We start from the raw sequence: 18,180 nt of genomic DNA, 5'->3' as shown, positions 1-18,180 counted from the left end.
TTACGCTGAACAGATGGTGTCCATGGCAGACAGTCCCGGGGTGCACATCGGGGCGCGCGTACGCGAGACCCGGATGGCGACGGGTGTGTCCCTCCGCGAACTGGCGCGGCGTCTCGAACTGAGCCCGGCGACCATCACCGCCCTCGAGAAGGGCAGGACCACCATGAGTGTCGATCGGTTGCACGAGATCGCCACCGCGCTCGGTGTCTCGCCCGCCGATCTGTTCGCGACGGGTTCGGCGAGCGTCGCGTCGAGGCGACCCGACGAGGACGAATCGACCACCGGCAACTGGCGCGAGTTCGACGACGTCCCGATGGATGTCGTCCTGCGGGCCGCGCTGGCCTGCATCGTCCGCAAGGGCTACCACGGCTGCTCTATTCGCGACATCGCCGAGGAAGCGGAATCGAGTGTGTCCGCGCTCTACCACTACTACCCGAGCAAACAGGCCATGCTGGTCGCCCTGTTCGAGCTCACGATGACCGATCTGCTGCGACGCGCGACCGCCGCCCGCGACGAGTGCGATCCCGACGATCATGTCGAGCGGTTCTCACGCCTCGTCGAGAGCTTGACGCTCTACCACAGCTACCGCAAGGAGATGGGGTTCGTCGGATCGAGCGAGATGCGCAGCCTCGAAGACGACAGTTATGCCGCCATCGCCACGAAACGCGTTGCGCTGCAGCGAATGGTCGACGTCGAGGTGCAGTCCGGCGTCGACCTCGGCCTGTTCGGAACGAACCGTCCGCACGAGGCCGCGCGTGCCGTCGTCACGATGTGCGTGTCCGTCGCGCAGTGGTACAACCCGCAGGGCGACGAGCAGCCCGAGGAGATCGCGGCTGCGTACGTCCGGTTCGCCCTCGACCTCGTTGCGCACCGACCCGCGGGCGAGGGGCTGAAGCTCTAGCGCTGCAGTGCGTGGAACCCGGCGCGGTAGAACACGAGAGGAGACTCGTCGGCGCCGTCGGTGTCGAGCTGCTCGACTCTGCCGACGACCAGGTCGTGGTCGCCGAGCCGCTGCACGCTGTCGATGGCGCAGTCGATCCAGCCGTGAGCTCCGTCCAACACCGGGGCGCCGGATTCGGTCGGATGCCAACCGATTCCCGCGAACTTGTCCCCGCCGGACTTGGAAAACGCCCGGCAGAGGTCGAGTTGATCGTGGGACAGGATGTTTGCGCAGAACCGCTCGCTGGCAGCGATTTTCGGGAACGTCGTCGATGTGTGCGCGACGAAGAACGCCACCAACGGCGGGTCGAGCGAGACGGAGGTGAACGACCCGACGGCCATGCCGATCGGGCTTCCGGCGTCGTCGACCGAAGTCACGACGACGACCCCGGTGCAGAACTGGCCCAACACCGTGCGAAAGTGCGTGGGGTCGTGCGCTGGTGCGGTCATGAGGTCTTTCCTTCCGGTGCGTAGGCGACGACGGTCAGCCCGGCGGGGGAGCGCAGAGGGAGGCGCGTTTCGTGGCCACCTCGAACCGGTGTGCCTACGTCCCACCCGAGGTCTTCCGCGGCCCGGGCGACGGCCTCGAGATCGGTCGTCTTCGCGAGAAGGGACCACGCAGGCCCGGGTTCGTCGGACACGCTGACCGCGCCGAAACTGGCCCAGGCCCGGCCGTCGGAGAAGACGGCCGGACCCAGAACGTCGACGAGGTCACGATGCACGTCGGCCCATTCGCTGGTCGAGTGCATGACGGTGACCTTGTCGAACAGTGAAGCAAGACCGGCCGTCACGACTGGGCCAGCCGCCCGGCTTCGTCGAGTGCGGCGCGGTAGATGTCGCCGATGCCGCTCTCGAGATCTTTCTCCAACGCGGCCGGGTCGTCGCCCGACGCGGTGAATTCCGCGTCCCACGAGACGACCGATCCGGATCCCGCGGCGTCGACGCGAATCGTCGACACGTACTTGGCCAGCGGCAGCGGCCCGTCGACGTATTCGTACGTGTACGTGCGGTTCTCGTCGTCGTGGGCCACGATGCGTTCCCGCACCGGGTTTCCGTCGGTGAACACACCGTGCCGGACGTCGCCCTCCATCGTGGCCGAGCCGAGCGACGGGATCCACGACGCGGCAGCCGCCGGATCGCCGACGACGGCCCACAGCGCGGACGGGCTCTGGTCGAATTCCTGTCGTACCGAGATAGTTGCCATGATCAGGCCCTTCCCAACTCGGCGTTGTACTTCTTCGTCATGTGGTCGACGGCCTTGCGATGCTCGTCGGCTTGGCCCTCGCGGACCGATTCGGCATGGGCTGCCGCATCGAGCATCGGCTGCGCCTGGCCCTGGAAGTACGGCATGACGTCCTGTGCGAACAGTTCGTAGGAACGCTTGGTGGCCTGCGGGTTCGCCCAGTCGTGGCCCTGCAGCAGCAGCGTGCCGAAGCCGCCGGACTGGTCGACGAGTCGCTGCACCTGTGCGCGTGCCTGCTCCGCGGTACCGATGACGCCGATGCCCGACGTGTTGATGAAGTCGATCATCTCTTTCTTGTTCTCACCGCGGACGTCCATCTGCGGGAACGCGGCAACGTGCTGCAGGTAGTTGAACCAGTACTCGATCCCGTGCTCGACATCCTCGTATGCCTGCTCGACGGTCTCGGCGATGTGGAACGGGCCGACGAGGCGCCACGTCGAACGATCCACTTCGTCGGACCGTCCCGCCTGCTCGGCGAATTCCTCGAGCATGCCCCAATGGTGTTGCAGTGCACTGAAGCCGTCGGCGGTCAGGGTGGCGGCGATGGACAGCAGGCCGATGCCGAGCTTGCCGGCGAGGCGAGCGCCGGTCGGCGACGCGATGGCGGCGACGACGACGTCGAACAGCGGATCCGAGTACGGGGCCATCTGGATCTTCGCGTCGAACAACTCGTGCGTGCGGGTCTTCGCGCTGACGGTTTCGCCGCGCAGCAGTCGCATGATGATGTCGGCGTTCTCCGCCAACAGTTCGCGGGTGTCGATCTGCGACAGGCCGAGCATCGCGGCGTCGGTCGGCAGCGATCCTGGACCGAGGCCGAACAGGACGCGGCCGTGGGTGAGGTGGTCGAGCATCACCATGCGCTCGGCCGCCCATAGTGGATTGTGGTAGCTGACCGACGTGACGCCGGTGCCCAACTTGATACGACTCGTGCGTTCGCCTGCGGCGGCGATCATGATCTCGGGGGACGCGTAGATCTCGGCGCCCGCAGAGTGATGCTCGCCGAACCACGCTTCCTCGTAGCCGAGCTTCTCGATGTATTCGACGAGCTCGAGATCGCGCTGGAGCAGAAGCGTCGGGTTCTGTCCGGGCGTGTGGATCGGGGCGAGGAACGTACCGAACTTCAGGCGCGTCATCGGTTCTCCAACTGTGATGAGGGGATGGGGTCCCAGCGACTGTATGACCCACGCCACACTCGCTGACAGTCCTCGAAAGTGGACAACCTAACGGGCAGCCGACCCGTTTCTGCGCAGCAGCGAGGCCGTGAGAGCTGCGCGGTTGCGTAGTCCGGTGGTCTCGAAGATGCGGCTGACGTATTTCTTGACAGTCATTTCGGTCAGTGTCAGTTCGGCGGCGATCTGCGCGTTGGTCAAGCCGTCACTGATCAGTTCGGCCACCTCGACCTGTCGGGGAGTCAACCCCGCGAGCGGGTCCTCTGCGTCGACGTCGTCACCGATGACGATGGATCGACTGGCCACGCGCAGGTGGGCGGCGAGCAATCGGATCGCGGTGAGATCGCCGAGATCCCAGTAGCGCTCGCGGTCGAACATTCCGACGAGGGCCTCGCCGTCGGCGAAGCGAAGGTGGATCGCCGACGCGGTGCCCATCCCGTGCGATGCCAGATAGTCCTCGACGTAGGACCTCTGCGGAACCGGGAGACGTGCGAGATCGTCCAGCGTCGCGAACCCGTCGTCGGTCAGCGTGCGTCGGGCTTGCGGGAGCGCGAAGACGTCCTTGTCGCGCCATCGCTCCTGGTATTCGACGAGCAGCGGCTCGGCGGCACCGGTGAGCAGGGGCGCGGGGTCGGCGAACAGCGTCGGATAGGTCGATCCGAAGAAGAACGTGACGTCGCGGACGTCGAAGATCGTCGCGATGGCGTCGACCAGACTTTCCTTGAACTGCGTGCCACCCGGGGAAGTGCGGCACACGTCGAGGACCCCGAGTATGCGACGCAGATGCTCGGGGGACAGTGTGTCCTGCCACGACGAGGCGGCTTCGGGCACGGAGGAGCGCATCCCGCGATGGTAACCAATGCGGACGTTCGTTCGGGCGGCTTCGCCACCCGTGCGCGGATAGTTGCATCCTGGACCGACTATTCGCGCACGGGTGGCACAGCCGCACGATAATCTCCGCTCATGAGCACCCGAACCAACACCATCGACGGCGTACTGCGCCGGTCGGCCGCCCGATTCCCCGAGCGCACCGCCATCACGTTCGAGGGCCGCAGCCACACGTACCGCGAGCTCGACGACGCGGTCAGCCGGGCCGCGCGACGCCTGCTCGCGCTGGGGTTGGTCACCGGCGACCGCGTCGCCGCGTACGGCGTGAATTCCGATGCGTACGTCGTCGGGTTCCTCGCGTGCGCGCGGGCAGGGCTGGTGCACGTTCCGGTCAACTACGCACTCGTCGGGGACGAGCTGAAATATCTTGTCGAGCAGTCCGGTTCGCGCGCGGTACTGGTCGACCCGGAACTCGCGGCCACGCTCGACTCCGTCCGCGCCGACTTGCCGGTCGATCACGTGCTGGCTCTTCCGGACCTGCTCGACGGTTCCGAGAGCATCGACGAACTCGAGTCCGCCGTTGAGTCGAGTGACCTGGCGCAGCTGCTCTACACGTCGGGAACGACGTCGAAACCGAAGGGCGCCATGATGTCTCACGGCGCATTGATCGCGGAGTACGTCTCGTCCGTGATCGCGCTCGGTTTCACCAAGGACGACAATCCGCTGATCGCGATGCCGATGTACCACTCGGCCGGCATGCACGTGTTCACGATGCCGTACCTGTCGGTCGGTGCGACAGTGCATCTGATGAGGCGTCCCGATGTGCCGGAAATCCTGCGGCGCATCGAGGAGGACAGAATCGGTTCGCTGTTCCTCGCGCCGACGGTGTGGGTGCCGCTCGCGAATCATCCGGATCTGCAGACGCGTGACCTGTCGTCGCTGACCAAGGCCCAGTACGGCGCGTCGATCATGCCGGTGACCGTACTGAACCGCCTACGGGAGCGGTATCCGGACCTGGGATTCTACAACTGCTTCGGACAGTCCGAAATCGGTCCGCTCGCAACGGTATTGCAACCAGAGGAGCACGAGGAGCGTCCTGCCTCGTGCGGTCGTGCGGTGTTCTTCGTCGAGACACGTGTCGTCGACGCGAACGGCGACGACGTTCCCGACGGCGAGCCCGGTGAGATTCTCTACCGCTCACCGCAACTGTGCGACGGCTACTGGGACAAGCCCGAGGCGACGGCAGAAGCGTTCCAGGACGGGTGGTTTCACTCCGGTGATCTCGTGACGCGGGATGCCGAAGGGTTCATCACCGTCGTCGACCGGATCAAGGACGTGATCAACACCGGCGGCATTCTGGTCGCCTCACGTGAGGTGGAGGACGCCGTCTACACGCATCCCGCTGTCGCGGAGGTCGCCGTCATCGGTACGCCCGACGAGAAATGGATCGAGGCCGTGACCGCGGTGGTGGTGCTGAAGGACGGCGCGGACGGCGTGACCGAGCAGGTGATCGTCGACCACGTGAAGGGCTTGATCGCACCGTTCAAGGTGCCCAAGACCGTCACGTTCGTCGACGAGCTCCCGCGCAACCAGAGCGGCAAACTTCTGAAACGGGAGTTGCGCTCCGCACCCGTGCGCGGATAGTTGCAACCTGGGCCGACGATCCACGCACGGGTGGCGCAGTCGCACTACAAGATCGTGTAACCGCCGTCGACGAGGATGTCGGCGCCGTTGATCATGGCTGCGCCGGGGGAGGCGAGGAAGACCGCAACCGACGTGACGTCGTGGGTTTCCGCGAAGCGGCCTACCGGTATGCGGGCGCGCAGAGCGTCGCCCTTGGGGTTGGACCAGGCCTCACGACCCAGGGGCGTCATGACGACGGTGGGGGAGATGGTGTTGACGGTGACGCCGCGGCCCGCCCATTCTGCGGCAAGGACTTTCGTCAACCCCAGTACACCGAACTTCGAGGCGCAGTAGGCGGCGTGTTCCTCGATGGCGACGGTGGCCGCCTGCGAGGCGATGTTGACGATGCGGCCCGAGCCGCGTTCGAGCATGGCGCGCCCGAACTCCTGGCACATCAGGAACGTGCCGGTGAGATTGACGTCGATGGTGAGGTTCCAGAAGTCGTCGGACAGGTCTTCGGCAGGTGCCAGACGCGCAACGCCTGCCGAATTGACCAGAACGTCGACGTGTCCGAAATCGGCGATCACCGAATCGACTGCGGAACGGACCGATTCGCGGTCGGCCACGTCGCAGGAAACGCTGCGAGCGCCGATGTCCGACGCAGCCCTGGCGGCCGCGTCGCCGTCGCGATCGAGCAGTACCACGGTGGCGCCCTGTGCCACATAGGCTGCACCGATGGCAGCGCCGATACCCGACGCACCTCCGGATACCACGGCCACCATGCCGTCGAACGAGAAGTCGACGGGCGCGGGGAGGGACGTCATGTCAGGGCACACCTTTCGTTCGAACAGTGGTGTTCGAGGCGGGGCGGGCATGGAGGGGCACCGCCCCGCCTCGAAGTGAAATCGACTTCGGGTCGAGCTACTGACCGGGAATTCCCTCGTAGGCGATGTCGCCGGTCTCGAGGTTCTTGTTCGTCAGCTCGACCAGACCGTCGAGGAAGGCCTGACGCTCGGTGACGACGTGCTCGATGGCGACGTCGACGTTGTCCTGGGTGATGGCAGGCATGACGTACACCGGCGCGGTGTCGCCCTCTTCGCCCTTGGCGATGCGGTTCGCGACGGCGAGACCGGCGGACAGTTCGACGGTGCCGTTCTGAAGGGACGTGCCGATGAACTCGCCGCTCTTGACGGCGTTCAGACCGTCCTCGATGCCGTCGATGCCGACGATCGGAACGTCGGTGCGTCCTGCTTCCTTCAGTGCCTGCAGCGCGCCGAGGCCCATGTCGTCGTTCTGCGAGACGACGCCGTCGATCTGGTCACCGAAGCTGGAGAGCCAGTTCTTCGTCTTGTTGACGGCTTCGTCACGCTTCCAGTTCGCGGTGTCCTTGGCCAGAACCTTGATGTCCGGGTACTTCGCGAGAACCTGGTCGATGCCTGCGCCACGGTTGATCTCACCGGATCCGCCGAGTGGTCCCTGCAGGATGACGATGTTGCCGCGTCCGCCGAGCCTGTCGGCCATCATCTGCATTTCCTGTGCGCCTGCGGCGACGTCGTCGGGTTGGACGTTGCCGGAGATCTGATCGGTCTCGAGTGCTGCGTTGACTGCGATGACCGGAATTCCCTTGTCCTTGGCGGACTGGACCTGCGGGGCAAGCGAATCAGCCTGGGCAGGCACGACGATGATCGCGTCGACGCCCTGGTTGATGAGCGAGTCCACCTGACTTGCCTGCGTCGAGACGTCGTTGTTGGCGGAGTTCCACAGCAACTCGATGTCGTTCGCCGCGGCGTAGGTGTCCATACCTTCCTTGCCCGCGGTGATGAACGAGCTCATGTCGTAGACGGTGACGCCGATACGAGTCTTGCCGTCCTGAGCGCTGGTATCACCTGCGCCGCAGGCGGTGAGGCCGACAGTGAGCGCGCCGGCGGCGGCCACGGTCAGCACTTTGGAAGCAAACTTCATTGTCATCTCCAGATCGGTGAAGGGTTGTGCGAGGGTTCGGAAAAGATCGGTCAGGTTCTTCGTTTCGACGACCAGACGTCGACCGACACCGCGGCGACGATGAGCACGCCCTTGATGACGTCCTGCCAGTAGGCGGGGACGACGAGAAGGTCGAGACCGTTGTTGAGCGTTTGGATCATGAACAGGCCGAGCGCGGTGCCCCAGATGGTTCCGCGCCCACCCATGAGGCTCGCGCCGCCGATGACGACCGCGGCGATCGCGTCGAGTTCGTATCCCTGGCCGAGATTCGGCGGGCCCGAGATGACGCGAGAGGCAAGCATGACACCCGACAATCCCGCGAGCACGCCTGACAGCGCGTAGACGCTGAACAGGACGTTCTTGGCGTTGATGCCGGCGATCTCGGCCGCCGTGCGGTTGCCGCCGACGGCGTAGACCCGCATGCCGTACGCAGTTCGCTTCATGACGACGGCCAACACGAGGATTCCGATGATCATCACGAGCACCGGAATCTGAATTCCGAAGATCTTGGTGTTGGCGATCTGTCCGAACTCGGACGGAAGGCCGTTGATCGGAGCGCCACCGCCGATCACGTACGCGAAACCCGAACCGGCCGTGAGCATACCGAGTGTCGCGATGAACGGGGGCACATTGATGCGAGAAACGAGATAACCGTTGATCGAACCGGCGACGAGTCCGACGGCCACGGCCACGAGTACCGTCATCCAGATCTGGCCCGGGTTGGCCTTGGCCACGGCGGCGGACGCCATGGCCGAGACTGCGATGACGCTGCCGACCGACAGGTCGATGCCACCGGTGAGAATGACGAGTGTCTGCCCGAGGGCGATCAACGCGAACGGCGCGGCCGCCACGAGGATGGTCTGCAGGTTGTCGACGGTGCCGAAACGAGCACTGCGGTAGGAGAAGTAGCCGATCACCAGCAGCATGACGATGACCATGGAATAACGCAATGCCAGAGCTCCGGCCCACGCGCCGGAGAATCGGCGCACCGGTTCTCCGGTCGTTGCCGAGACGGACGTCTTGGCGTCCGGTTCAGCGACGGGTGTTGTCACTGTTGTGCCTCCTCGAGTGGCGACCGGTCAAGGGCCGCAGGGTTTTCGCTACGTGTGTCCAGGGCGGTCGCCATGCGGAAGACCGAGTCTTGAACTTCGGGGTGATCGAGTGCGTCCCGATCGAGTTCGCCGACGAACGCACCGTCACGCATTACGAACGCGCGGTGCGACAGTCCCACGATCTCCGGCATGTCCGACGACGCCATCACGACAGCCATTCCGCGGCTGGCGAATTCGGTGATGATGCGGTAGATCTCGGAGCGGGCCCCGACATCGACGCCACGAGTGGGCTCGTCGAGTAGCAGCACGTTGACGGTACCGGTCAACCACCGCGCCAGCACGACTTTCTGCTGATTTCCACCGGAAAGAGTACCGACGGACTGTCCCATTCCTCGGCTACGCAGCCGCACCGACTCCATGGCGTCGGAGACCGTCTTGGTGCGAGTCCTGTTTCGCAGCCAGCCGGCGATGCTGAAGCTCGACAGTCTGGGCAGTGATCCGTTGTCCAACACACTCATCGACAGGACGACGCCGTTGATCTTGCGATCCTCGGGAACCATCGCCATGCCTGCGGTGATGGCCGCAGCGGGCTTGCCTTTCGGGACCGTGCGACCGTCCACCTTGACTGTTCCCGACGTCACCGCGCGCATACCGAACAGTGCTTCGAGCAGTTCGGTGCGACCGGCGCCGACGAGCCCGGCCAGACCGACGATCTCGCCGCGCCGCACCGTCAGGTTCACCGGAGCCGAAGCGCCTGACACGTGCAGGTTCTCGACCTCGAGGACGACGTCACCCGTGCCGGATACGACGTCGGGAAACAGGGTTTCGAGTTCACGTCCGATCATCGCGGTGACGATCTCGTCGTCGGTGATGTCGGTGAGCTTCTCGTCGGTGATGAGCTTTCCGTCGCGCAGCACGACGACTCGGTCTGCGATGGCACGGATCTCGGCCATCTTGTGCGTCGTGTAGACCATGGCGACACCGCGATCACGCAGTTGCTTCATGACCTTGTAGAGACCCTCGACCTCGCGCTCGGAGATCGCAGAGGTCGGCTCGTCGAGCATGACTACCTGGGCGCCGGTCCGCGCGGCCTTGACGATCTCGATGATCTGGCGCAGCCCGACGGGCAGACTACCCATCCGTGCGGTCGGCGAGATCGAGACGTCGAACACCGCAAGCGCTTTCGCTGCCTCGTCGATCATCGCGCGGCGGTCCAGGAAGAAGCCGCGGCGCTTCTCGCGGCCGACGAACATGTTCTCGTACACCGTCATGTCGTCGATCGACGCCAGTTCCTGCGGCACGATGGCCACACCGTGCCGCACGGCGTCCCTCGGGTCGCCGGCGGACAAGGTGTGCTCGCCGATCGTGACGGTCCCCGTGTCGGCGCGGATCTGACCGGTCGCGATCTTCATCAGAGTGGACTTGCCTGCGCCGTTCTCACCCGCCAGAGCGGTGACGGTGCCGGGCTCCAGCTCGAGTGAAATACCCTTCAGGACAGGCACTCCACCGAAACTCTTCGTCACCTCTCGACATTCGAGCAGCCGGGTCACGGTCGTCCTCCGACGGTGATGAGTACCTTGACGTGTTCGGGATCGGTCGACGCCGTGAACGCGTCGGCGGCGCGATCGAGCGGGAATTCGCCGGTCACGAACTCGTCGATCGGGACGAGGCCTTCGGTCAGCATGTCGATGGCCTCCTGCACGTCCTCGCGGACGTACATCAGACACCCGGCGACGATGATCTCGCGGTCCTGAACGAGGTCCAGAGGTACCGCCGTCGCGCCGGCAGCAACGCCGACGATCAGGACGGCGCCGCCCTTGTCCACGAGGTCGACTGCCTGAGCGACCGACGATTCCCGCGAGACGCAGTCGATGACGACGTCGGCAGGCCCGCCGAGGGCTTCTTTCGCGGTGGCGACGGCGTCCGAAGCGGTCGGATCGAAACTGCCGACGGCGCCGAGCCGTTGCGCCCGAGCGCGTTTCGACTCCAGAAGATCTGCGACGACGACGGTCGCACCTGCACGACGTGCTGCGAGCAGCACGAACAATCCGATGGGCCCCGCGCCCAACACTGCGACGCGTTTGCCGTCGAGTCCGTCGACGAGTGTCGCGGCCCGTCGTACAGCGTGAACGGGGGTGGCGAGGGGCTCGATGAGGGCCGCGTGACGGTCGTCGAGTGCGTCGTCGAGAGGGATCACGCGGTCGGCAGCGATCGTGAACGCGTCGGTCAGGCCGCCGGGTGTCTGGCACCCGAACACCGCGAGTTCGGCGCAGATGTTGTAACGCCCGGCGAGGCACTGAGTGCAGTGCCCGCACGCGAGGTTGGGTTCGACGACGACGCGTGTGCCCACGAGGGATGCGTCGACACCGTCGCCGATTGCGTCGACGACGCCGACGACCTCATGGCCGGGCCGAAACGGAAGGTCGATGAACGGATGCCGACCGTGTGCGGCGTGGACATCGGATCCGCAGATGCCGACGACGGTGCTGCGTACGCGGACTTCTCCGGTCGCCGCTTCCGGAGTCGCGACCGTCTCGACGCTGACGCTGTCGATGCCTTCGACGAGGATGCGCCGGACGGTGGACACCTCGGTGCTCACCATGCTGTGTATCCTCCGTCCGCGACGAGAACCGAGCCGGTGATGAAACTCGCTGCGTCACTGGCCAAGAACACGACACTCGGAGCGATTTCCTCGGGCATCGCGTATCGCTGCATGGGTGCGTCGTCGATCCAGTAGCGCTTGAGATCGGGGCGGTCCACCGGAGCCATCTCGGTCTTGCAGTAACCGGGGGCCACGGCGTTGACGCGGATGCCCAGCGGTCCCCATTCGGCGGCAAGGGATTTGGTGAGATGGTGTACGGCGGCCTTCGACGCGTTGTACGCAGGCTGCATCTGCGGGCGGTTGACGATGATGCCCGACATGGAACCGATGTTGACGATCGACCCGCTCTTACGCTCGCGCATGTGGGCGGCGACGGCAATGCTGCACTCCCACAACGCTTTGACGTTGAGGTCGAAGACGTTGTCCCATTCGGTTTCGGTGACGTCCCACGAGTCGTTGTGGTAGCAGGTTCCGGCGTTGTTGACGAGGATGTCGACGTGACCGAGCGTGTCGATCGCCTCGGCGGTCATCCGCTCGACGTCGGCGTGCCGGGTGATGTCGGCTGTGATTGCCGCGAACTCGTGGCCTTCGGCTGCGGCCTCGGCGACGACCTTCTCGTTGCGTTCCGCGCTGCGTCCGGCGATGGCGACCTTGGCGCCCGCCGCGGCGAGACCGAACGCGAACGCGCGTCCGAGTCCTTGGTTGCCGCCGGTGACGATCGCGGTACGTCCGGTCAGATCAAAGGGATTGTTGCTCATGCAGGCACCACTATCGACTTGAGGCTGGCAGGGTCGGTGTCGCTTTCGAGCGCGTCGGCGACGTGCTCGAGGTCGTAGCGTCCGGTGACGAGTCGGTCGAGATCGACCAGTCCGGACGACGCGAGATGGATTGCAGCGGGCCAGGTGTCGGTGTAGCGAAACACGCCGGTGACCGTGATCTCGAGGTTCTGGATGTGACTGACGGGGAGGGGGTAGTCGTCGGCACCCATTCCGACCAGAACGACGCGCCCGGCAGGTCCGACGGCGCGGATGCCGCTCTGCACGGCCGGGACGGCACCGCTGGCGTCGACGAATGCGTCGACCTGTGGATCGAGCGCGGCGACGTCGTCGACCGTCGGATCGATCACTTCGGTGGCGCCGAAGGTCAGGGCGCGCTCGCGCCGCGAGGCGACCGGGTCGGAGACGACGATTCGCGCAGCACCGAAGGCGCGCGCGGCCTGTGCGGTGATGATGCCGATGGGGCCTGCGCCTGCGATCAGGATGGACGACCCGGGAGCGATCCCGGCCTTGCGCATCGTGGTGACGGCGACCGACAGTGGCTCGAGCAGCGCTGCGGCCTCGTCGGACAGCGAATCCGGAACCGGGTGAGCGAAGTCCGCGTCGATCGTGACGTAGCGGCAGAAGGCGCCGTCGACAGGAGGCGTCGCGTAGAACTTCATGTCGGGGCACAGGTTGTAACGCCCGGCCATGCACTGCGCGCAGCGACGGCACGGGTGCTGCGGTTCGACGGCGACGCGCTGACCGATGCGGCTCTCGTCGACACCCTCGCCGACGGCGGCGATCCGTCCGGACAGCTCGTGACCGAGAACCATCGGGTCGTGAACCACGAAGTCGCCGATGCGACCTTCGCGATAGTAGTGAACGTCCGAACCACAGACGCCCACTGCCGCGACCTCGACGAGCACCTCGTTCGGTGCGGGCGTCGGAACGGGGCGATCTTCGATCTCGAGCGTCCGCACGCCCGTCATCACACTCGCGCGCATCGACGATGCGGGCGGTGTCGGTGTTGCGGTGGTCATGAGTGTCCTTCCGGCAGTGGGGAATCGAGGATGAGGGCGCGGCCGACGACGGCGGTCGACGCACCGGTGCTCAGGCATGCAGGCATCAGATGTTCGGTCACTCCGCCGTCGAGCGTGACGTCGATTCGACGTGCGAGGGCTGTGGCGATCGAGAGGCGATCGGGGTCGGCAACTCCCGATGTTCCGGGTTCGAGAAGCATGAGCAGCACACCGTCGTACCCGGTCAGATCGACCGTCGATGCGCTCGCCTCGTCGACCTCGTCCCACACCGCCGCCCACACTCGCGACGAGCCGATACCGGGGGTGCCCAGCGGCACGTACAGATCGCCCACGTCCGGGATACGCGGGAGCATGGCGCGGACTCCGTCTGCGCTTCCGACGAGGTGAACTCCGAGCATGTCGCGCGGCACGATGGCAGCGAGCTCGTCCAGTTCGTCCAGCGTGACACCGACGGGGAGACCTTCGCCGGGCGCCATGACGTCGACGTGCACCGCGATCCCTGCCGCCACGAGTGCCTCGGCGGCCTGCGTCCGAAGTCCTGGTGCTGCGGCGTACACGCTTCCGGCCAGGTGCTTTTCGTACCCGACGTGCCAGGGAGCCAACGTGATCGTCATGCGTCGTCCCGCCGGTCCAGTGCGTCGACGGCAGTTGCTGCCGCCCAGCGTGCGCGGACTTCGGTGATGTCCCGGGTGGTCTCCCGCGGCGAGACGGTCGTCCGTGCGGGTGGGGTCCATCGCCGTGCGAGTTCGACCATCCCCGCCTCGTCGACGCCCGCTGCTACGGCTGCTGCCTGCACGCATGCACCACGTGCCGTCGCCTCGTCGGCGTCGGGAACGGTGACGGTGTCGCCGGAGAGATCGGCGAGCAGCTGCAGCGTAGCCGGTGACCGGGCGCCACCGCCGACGACCGTGAGCGGGCCGTCGCAGTCGATCCCGAACGAGCGCAACGCATCTCGACCGGACAAAAGAGACAGCAGCGGACCTTCGAGGAACGCGCGTGCCATTTCCTCCCGCGTCGTCGCCGACGTGAGGTCCGAGAGCAGGCCCCGTGCGTAGGGACGATTCGGCGTCCGCTCGCCGTCGAGGAATGGCACGAGTGTCGGGCCGACGGTGGGTTCGGCGGCGAGGGCGAGAGCGGCGAGCCCGGCGTGGTCGGTTCCGAGGATTCGGGCGGCGGTATCACCGACTCGGGCTGCATTGAGCGTGCAGACGAGCGGCAGGTACCCGCCGGTGGTGTCGGCGACACCGTTGACGATGCCTGCCTCGTCGAACACCGGTGTGCGCGTCGAGGTTGCGAACACGCCGGACGTACCGAGACCGATGTACTGGTCGCCGTCGCTCAGACCGAGTCCGAGGTATGCGGCGTGCTGGTCGCCCGCACCTGCTCCGACGAGCACGGAACGGGTAAGGCCGAGCGCGGCGGCCGCGGACTCGGTCAGTGCCCCGGCGGGCTCGGCGCCTCCGAGGACTGTCGGGAGCATCGGCAGCCAGTCGCGTGGACCCGCGGCCGCATCCAGGAATTCAGGCAGCCAGGTCGACGTCGTCGCGTCGAAGTAGCCGGTGCCGGACGCGTCGGATCGATCGGTGACGGCGCGACCGGTGAGCCGGAAGGTCAAGTAGTCGTGCGGCAACAGGATTCGACGCGTGGCGTCCACCGTCGCGGGTTCGTGTTCGGCGACCCACGCGAGTTTTGCGATGGTGAATGCAGCGGTCGGAAGAGAACCGATGCGGCGCAACCACTTCGGGCCACCGATCGCCTCGACGAGCTTCGCGAGCTGCTCTGCGCCTGTGGTGTCGTTCCACAGTTTCGCGGGGCGCAGCGGCTCACCTTCGGCGTCGAGCAACACCAGGCCGTGGCACTGTGCCGCGACGGACAGCGCGGTCACCTGTACGTCGCCGGCTGCGGCGAGCGCGGCTCGGACGGCGATCACCAGCGCCTCCCACCACGAACGCGGATCCTGTTCGCTGCACGGTGGGAACGCGGGAGTATGAGGCGCGGACCCGGAGGCGAGCAGCTCGCCCGACTCGGCGTCGCGTACCTCGGCCTTGCACGATTGTGTCGACGAGTCGACACCGACGACGACCTGTCGCGTCACAGTCCGACCACCGGTTCGTTCGACGCGGACATGACGTCGTCGCGAGTTCCGACGCCGCCTGCCGGGTGCGAGTTCACGACGTCGTGCATCGTGTGGCCGCTCAACGACATGGCGACGACGCCGACCGCGTCTCCCCATGCGCCGACTGCGAGCGTGCTCGCCATGGCGATCATGTTTCCCGGGTCGGAATCGGGCTGGGTTGCAGGGAGTTCCGCGATGTCGGTGGCCGCGGACGCGAAGGGGGATTCGACGGACTCGGTGACGGCGACGACACGAACCCCGCGCTCGACGAGGCGGGTCACCAGTCGAGTGAGCTCGGACGAGCGCCCTGTCTTGGAGATGGCGAGCACGAGATCGGACGTCTCGATCGCGCCCATTCCGCCGTGCAGTGCATCCATCGCGGGGAGGTAGAGGGCGGGTGCGCCGCAGACGGACAGCAAATGGGCCAGGCGCTCGGCCATGATTCCCGACGTTCCCGAACCGGTGGTGATGACCTTGCCGGACGTCTCGACCACGGCGCGGGCGACGCGAACGACGCTGGGCTCGACGGTATCTGCGAGGTTGGCCAGGCCGACGGCCTCCCGGACCAACACGGTGTGCGCGAGACGCCGAAGTTCGGCGTCGTCGAGCTTGCTCATATGTCGCACCTCACTGCTCACATGCATAGTGAACAGGATCATGCTTTGTCCGTGCTCATGTGTCAATCAGCTTGCTCAGATGAGCGCATGTGATGATGATGGTGTCAGTGACAGCGAAAGGTGGGGGGATGCCGCAGGAGTCCGAGGTCCGCAGAGTGGGGCCGGAGGAACTCGTCCAGCGAGGATTGATTGCGCGTCGGTACTACGTCGACGGGCGCACACGGGTTCAGATTGCGGACGAGTTCGGTCTTTCCCGCTTCAAGGTGGCTCGCATTCTCGAGGACGCCGTCGCGTCGGGAATGGTCGAGATCACCGTGCACGCCCCGGAATCGATCGACATAGAACTTTCGCGCGCACTGAAGGACGAGTTCGGATTGCGGATGGCGTTCGCGGTCCGCACCGCCAGTGACGGTCAGGACGAGCTGTGGGACGCGGTGGGTCGCGTCACCGCTGAGCTGTTGAGCGAAATCGTCACTCCCGCAGACGTACTCGGCGTCGACTGTGGTCGAACGTTGTCCCGGATGACGACGCATCTCGACGCCATCGCCGAATGCGACGTCGTGCAGTTGACGGGCATGGCGGGTGCCGTCGGTGCGACATCCGCCGAACTGGTGCGTCGAATCACCGAACTCGGGGGAGGGCAGGCGTGGTCGATGTACGCGCCGCTCGTCGTGTCCGACGCCCGCACGTGCGCTGCGCTGAGCAGCAGTCGGGGAATTCAGGAGACGTTGCGTCACCATGCCTCGGTGACGAAAGCCGTTGTCTCCATCGGCGCGTGGGGGCCGGGTCTGTCGCAGGTGTACGACTTGCTGACGCCGTCGGAGGCGAGGGACTGGACGGCGAAAGGTGTGGTGGCCGAGTCTTGTGCGCTCCTGCTCGACGCGGAAGGCAACCGCGTGCACGGGTTGGACGATCGGCGGATGGGCGTGTCGGAGGACGGCCTGCGCGGTATCGAGCACGTCATCGCCATTGCGGCGGGTGAAGCGAAGGTCGCGGCCGTCCGAGCGGTGCTGAAATCCGGACTGGTGTCGTCGCTGATCATCGACGCCGGGACCGCTGCGGGGCTCGTGCGCTGATTGCGCTCCGCACCCGTGCGCGGATAGTTGCAACCCAGGCCAACTATCCGCGCACGGGCGGCGTAGCCGCCCAGCGGATTCTGATAGGCCCCTTGGCTGTCGACGGGTCGACGACCGACCCCTTCTGCGTGATCTCGACCTCGCCTGCGTCGACCATGCGGCGGGCGGCGCGACGCACCGGCTCCATTAGATCGCGCCAGTTGTCGTCGGACATCGCCCGGGCGACGTCGGACGGACAGATGGTCGCATCGCGGGAACGGGCGTCGAGCAATTCCCTGATCTTGTTCTCGAGGTCGTGATCCGAGGATGTCACCTTGCGCCGCCTGCACGCGTCGCTGCAGAACTTGATGTCATCCCAGTGTCGCTCCCACTTCTTGCGCCATTCGATTCGGCGGCCGCACGACGCGCACGTCTTGTCCGGGGGTGTCGTTTGCCTGGAGCGGTGAGCGTGGGCCACCGAATCCACTGTAGCTACCGTGGTCGATGCGATGTGGAGATGAACTGGTAGGTCGCGGACTCGACGATCTGCTGCGGCGTCACGTCGATCTCGTCGTTCAGCCACGCGATGATCAGTTCGGCGAGACCGCCGGTGAACAGCAGGCCGTTGATCTCCGACCGTGGCTCGGGCCATGCGTCGCTGCCGTACAGTTCGTGCGCTTGGTCTGCTACCAGGCGAGCGAAGTCGCGCAACGATTCTCGACGATATCGGCGCAACGAGTCGACGGCGAGAGACTCGATCATGGCGACTCGTCCCTTGCGCGGGTCGTCGGTCAATACGGTCACGAAAGCGGTGATTGCCTGCCGCACTCGGGTTTCGACGGTGCCGTCGGACGAATGGAGCGCGGCAAGTGCGGCGACCCGGATCTCGTCGGACACCATGTCGACCACCTGGCGCAGCAGTTCGTCCCTGCTGCTGAAGCTCTCGTAGAAGTATCGCTCGGTGAGTTTGGCTCGCGCGCAGATCGCGGTCATCGTCGCGCCCTTCGCGCCTGCGTCGGCGAATACGTCCAACCCGGCGTTGAGCAGTCGGGACCTTCGTTCGGTTGCACGGTCGTCGGCGCTCATTCCGGCGTAGCGACGCGTCGTCGGGGTCATGTGTCGATGTTGACAGATGCGGCGGATGTGACGCAGACTACA

The 18,180-nt window shown here is 65.9% G+C and carries 20 protein-coding genes and 1 pseudogene; 3 read left to right on the top strand and 18 right to left on the bottom strand.

Features of this window, described 5'->3' with window-relative positions; genetic code table 11:
• Positions 1 to 13 precede the first annotated feature (13 nt).
• A complete protein-coding gene (locus DK926_RS13450) occupies positions 14 to 901 on the top strand; it encodes a TetR family transcriptional regulator (RefSeq protein ID WP_114330818.1) in 888 nt (295 codons plus the stop codon).
• Here DK926_RS13450 and DK926_RS13445 read toward each other — a convergent pair.
• From DK926_RS13445 to DK926_RS13425, 5 genes are all read right to left on the bottom strand, one after another.
• A complete protein-coding gene (locus tag DK926_RS13445) occupies positions 898 to 1,389 on the bottom strand; it encodes a flavin reductase family protein (protein ID WP_114330817.1) in 492 nt (163 codons plus the stop codon). The genes DK926_RS13450 and DK926_RS13445 overlap by 4 nt on opposite strands.
• On the bottom strand, positions 1,386 to 1,688 hold the full coding sequence (locus DK926_RS13440) for a hypothetical protein (protein WP_243636794.1): 303 nt from the start codon (positions 1,686 to 1,688) through the stop codon (positions 1,386 to 1,388). Before DK926_RS13440 ends, DK926_RS13445 begins: the two co-directional genes overlap by 4 nt.
• Before the next feature lie 38 nt (positions 1,689 to 1,726).
• Positions 1,727 to 2,143, bottom strand: a complete 417-nt coding sequence (locus tag DK926_RS13435; RefSeq protein WP_114330815.1) for an SRPBCC family protein — start codon at positions 2,141 to 2,143, stop codon at positions 1,727 to 1,729.
• Between the two features lie 2 nt (positions 2,144 to 2,145).
• Positions 2,146 to 3,315 carry an LLM class flavin-dependent oxidoreductase gene (locus DK926_RS13430; protein ID WP_068430196.1) on the bottom strand — a complete coding sequence of 390 codons (1,170 nt, stop codon included), beginning with the start codon at positions 3,313 to 3,315 and terminating at the stop codon, positions 2,146 to 2,148.
• Positions 3,316 to 3,402: 87 nt separating this feature from the next.
• Entirely contained in the window at positions 3,403 to 4,194 is a 792-nt protein-coding gene (locus DK926_RS13425; protein ID WP_114330814.1) for a LuxR C-terminal-related transcriptional regulator, read from the bottom strand.
• A 120-nt stretch (positions 4,195 to 4,314) separates the two neighbouring features.
• Between DK926_RS13425 and DK926_RS13420 the strand changes: the two genes are divergently transcribed.
• Positions 4,315 to 5,823, top strand: coding sequence for an acyl-CoA synthetase (locus DK926_RS13420; RefSeq protein ID WP_114330813.1), 1,509 nt, complete (start codon positions 4,315 to 4,317; stop codon positions 5,821 to 5,823).
• Between the two features lie 44 nt (positions 5,824 to 5,867).
• On the opposite strand, the gene DK926_RS13415 is transcribed toward DK926_RS13420, so the two are convergent.
• The 10 genes from DK926_RS13415 to DK926_RS13370 form a co-directional block, all read right to left on the bottom strand.
• Positions 5,868 to 6,626 (bottom strand): GolD/DthD family dehydrogenase, encoded by a 759-nt coding sequence (locus DK926_RS13415; RefSeq protein ID WP_114330812.1) that lies wholly within the window; start codon positions 6,624 to 6,626, stop codon positions 5,868 to 5,870.
• A 97-nt stretch (positions 6,627 to 6,723) separates the two neighbouring features.
• On the bottom strand, positions 6,724 to 7,764 hold the full coding sequence (locus tag DK926_RS13410; RefSeq protein ID WP_068430208.1) for a substrate-binding domain-containing protein: 1,041 nt from the start codon (positions 7,762 to 7,764) through the stop codon (positions 6,724 to 6,726).
• 50 nt (positions 7,765 to 7,814) lie between these two features.
• Positions 7,815 to 8,834: an ABC transporter permease gene (locus DK926_RS13405; RefSeq protein ID WP_068430212.1), complete on the bottom strand. Its 1,020-nt coding sequence runs from the start codon at positions 8,832 to 8,834 to the stop codon at positions 7,815 to 7,817.
• Complete coding sequence (locus DK926_RS13400) at positions 8,831 to 10,384, bottom strand: sugar ABC transporter ATP-binding protein (protein WP_114330811.1); 1,554 nt, start codon at positions 10,382 to 10,384, stop codon at positions 8,831 to 8,833. The genes DK926_RS13405 and DK926_RS13400 overlap by 4 nt, the downstream gene beginning before the upstream one ends.
• Positions 10,381 to 11,436 (bottom strand): alcohol dehydrogenase catalytic domain-containing protein, encoded by a 1,056-nt coding sequence (locus tag DK926_RS13395; protein ID WP_114330810.1) that lies wholly within the window; start codon positions 11,434 to 11,436, stop codon positions 10,381 to 10,383. Before DK926_RS13395 ends, DK926_RS13400 begins: the two co-directional genes overlap by 4 nt.
• Positions 11,430 to 12,194 (bottom strand): glucose 1-dehydrogenase, encoded by a 765-nt coding sequence (locus DK926_RS13390; RefSeq protein WP_114330809.1) that lies wholly within the window; start codon positions 12,192 to 12,194, stop codon positions 11,430 to 11,432. The genes DK926_RS13395 and DK926_RS13390 overlap by 7 nt, the downstream gene beginning before the upstream one ends.
• Positions 12,191 to 13,234, bottom strand: a complete 1,044-nt coding sequence (locus DK926_RS13385; RefSeq protein WP_068430223.1) for an NAD(P)-dependent alcohol dehydrogenase — start codon at positions 13,232 to 13,234, stop codon at positions 12,191 to 12,193. Before DK926_RS13385 ends, DK926_RS13390 begins: the two co-directional genes overlap by 4 nt.
• Positions 13,231 to 13,848 carry a hypothetical protein gene (locus DK926_RS13380; protein ID WP_114330808.1) on the bottom strand — a complete coding sequence of 206 codons (618 nt, stop codon included), beginning with the start codon at positions 13,846 to 13,848 and terminating at the stop codon, positions 13,231 to 13,233. Before DK926_RS13380 ends, DK926_RS13385 begins: the two co-directional genes overlap by 4 nt.
• Positions 13,845 to 15,329: a xylulokinase gene (xylB, locus tag DK926_RS13375; protein WP_114330807.1), complete on the bottom strand. Its 1,485-nt coding sequence runs from the start codon at positions 15,327 to 15,329 to the stop codon at positions 13,845 to 13,847. The genes DK926_RS13380 and xylB overlap by 4 nt, the downstream gene beginning before the upstream one ends.
• Positions 15,326 to 15,967 carry an SIS domain-containing protein gene (locus DK926_RS13370; RefSeq protein WP_243636793.1) on the bottom strand — a complete coding sequence of 214 codons (642 nt, stop codon included), beginning with the start codon at positions 15,965 to 15,967 and terminating at the stop codon, positions 15,326 to 15,328. Before DK926_RS13370 ends, xylB begins: the two co-directional genes overlap by 4 nt.
• Positions 15,968 to 16,095: 128 nt before the next feature.
• Here DK926_RS13370 and DK926_RS13365 point away from each other — a divergent pair, with 128 nt between their 5' ends.
• On the top strand, positions 16,096 to 17,043 hold the full coding sequence (locus DK926_RS13365) for a sugar-binding domain-containing protein (protein ID WP_068430235.1): 948 nt from the start codon (positions 16,096 to 16,098) through the stop codon (positions 17,041 to 17,043).
• A gap of 43 nt (positions 17,044 to 17,086) precedes the next feature.
• On the opposite strand, the gene DK926_RS13360 is transcribed toward DK926_RS13365, so the two are convergent.
• From DK926_RS13360 to DK926_RS13355, 3 genes and pseudogenes are all read right to left on the bottom strand, one after another.
• Complete coding sequence (locus DK926_RS13360) at positions 17,087 to 17,356, bottom strand: DUF3253 domain-containing protein (protein WP_243636796.1); 270 nt, start codon at positions 17,354 to 17,356, stop codon at positions 17,087 to 17,089.
• A gap of 15 nt (positions 17,357 to 17,371) precedes the next feature.
• Positions 17,372 to 17,500, bottom strand: a pseudogene (locus DK926_RS27030) (DUF2256 domain-containing protein); the annotation flags it as partial.
• A 14-nt stretch (positions 17,501 to 17,514) separates the two neighbouring features.
• On the bottom strand, positions 17,515 to 18,138 hold the full coding sequence (locus DK926_RS13355) for a helix-turn-helix domain-containing protein (RefSeq protein WP_207890812.1): 624 nt from the start codon (positions 18,136 to 18,138) through the stop codon (positions 17,515 to 17,517).
• Positions 18,139 to 18,180: the final 42 nt, after the last annotated feature.

It is taken from the genome of Rhodococcus sp. Eu-32 (assembly GCF_003336925.1).
In the GTDB taxonomy this organism is placed as follows: domain Bacteria; phylum Actinomycetota; class Actinomycetes; order Mycobacteriales; family Mycobacteriaceae; genus Rhodococcoides; species Rhodococcoides kyotonensis_B.
Note: the sequence above shows the minus strand (reverse complement) of the source record. Positions and strands in the feature narration are given on the sequence as shown.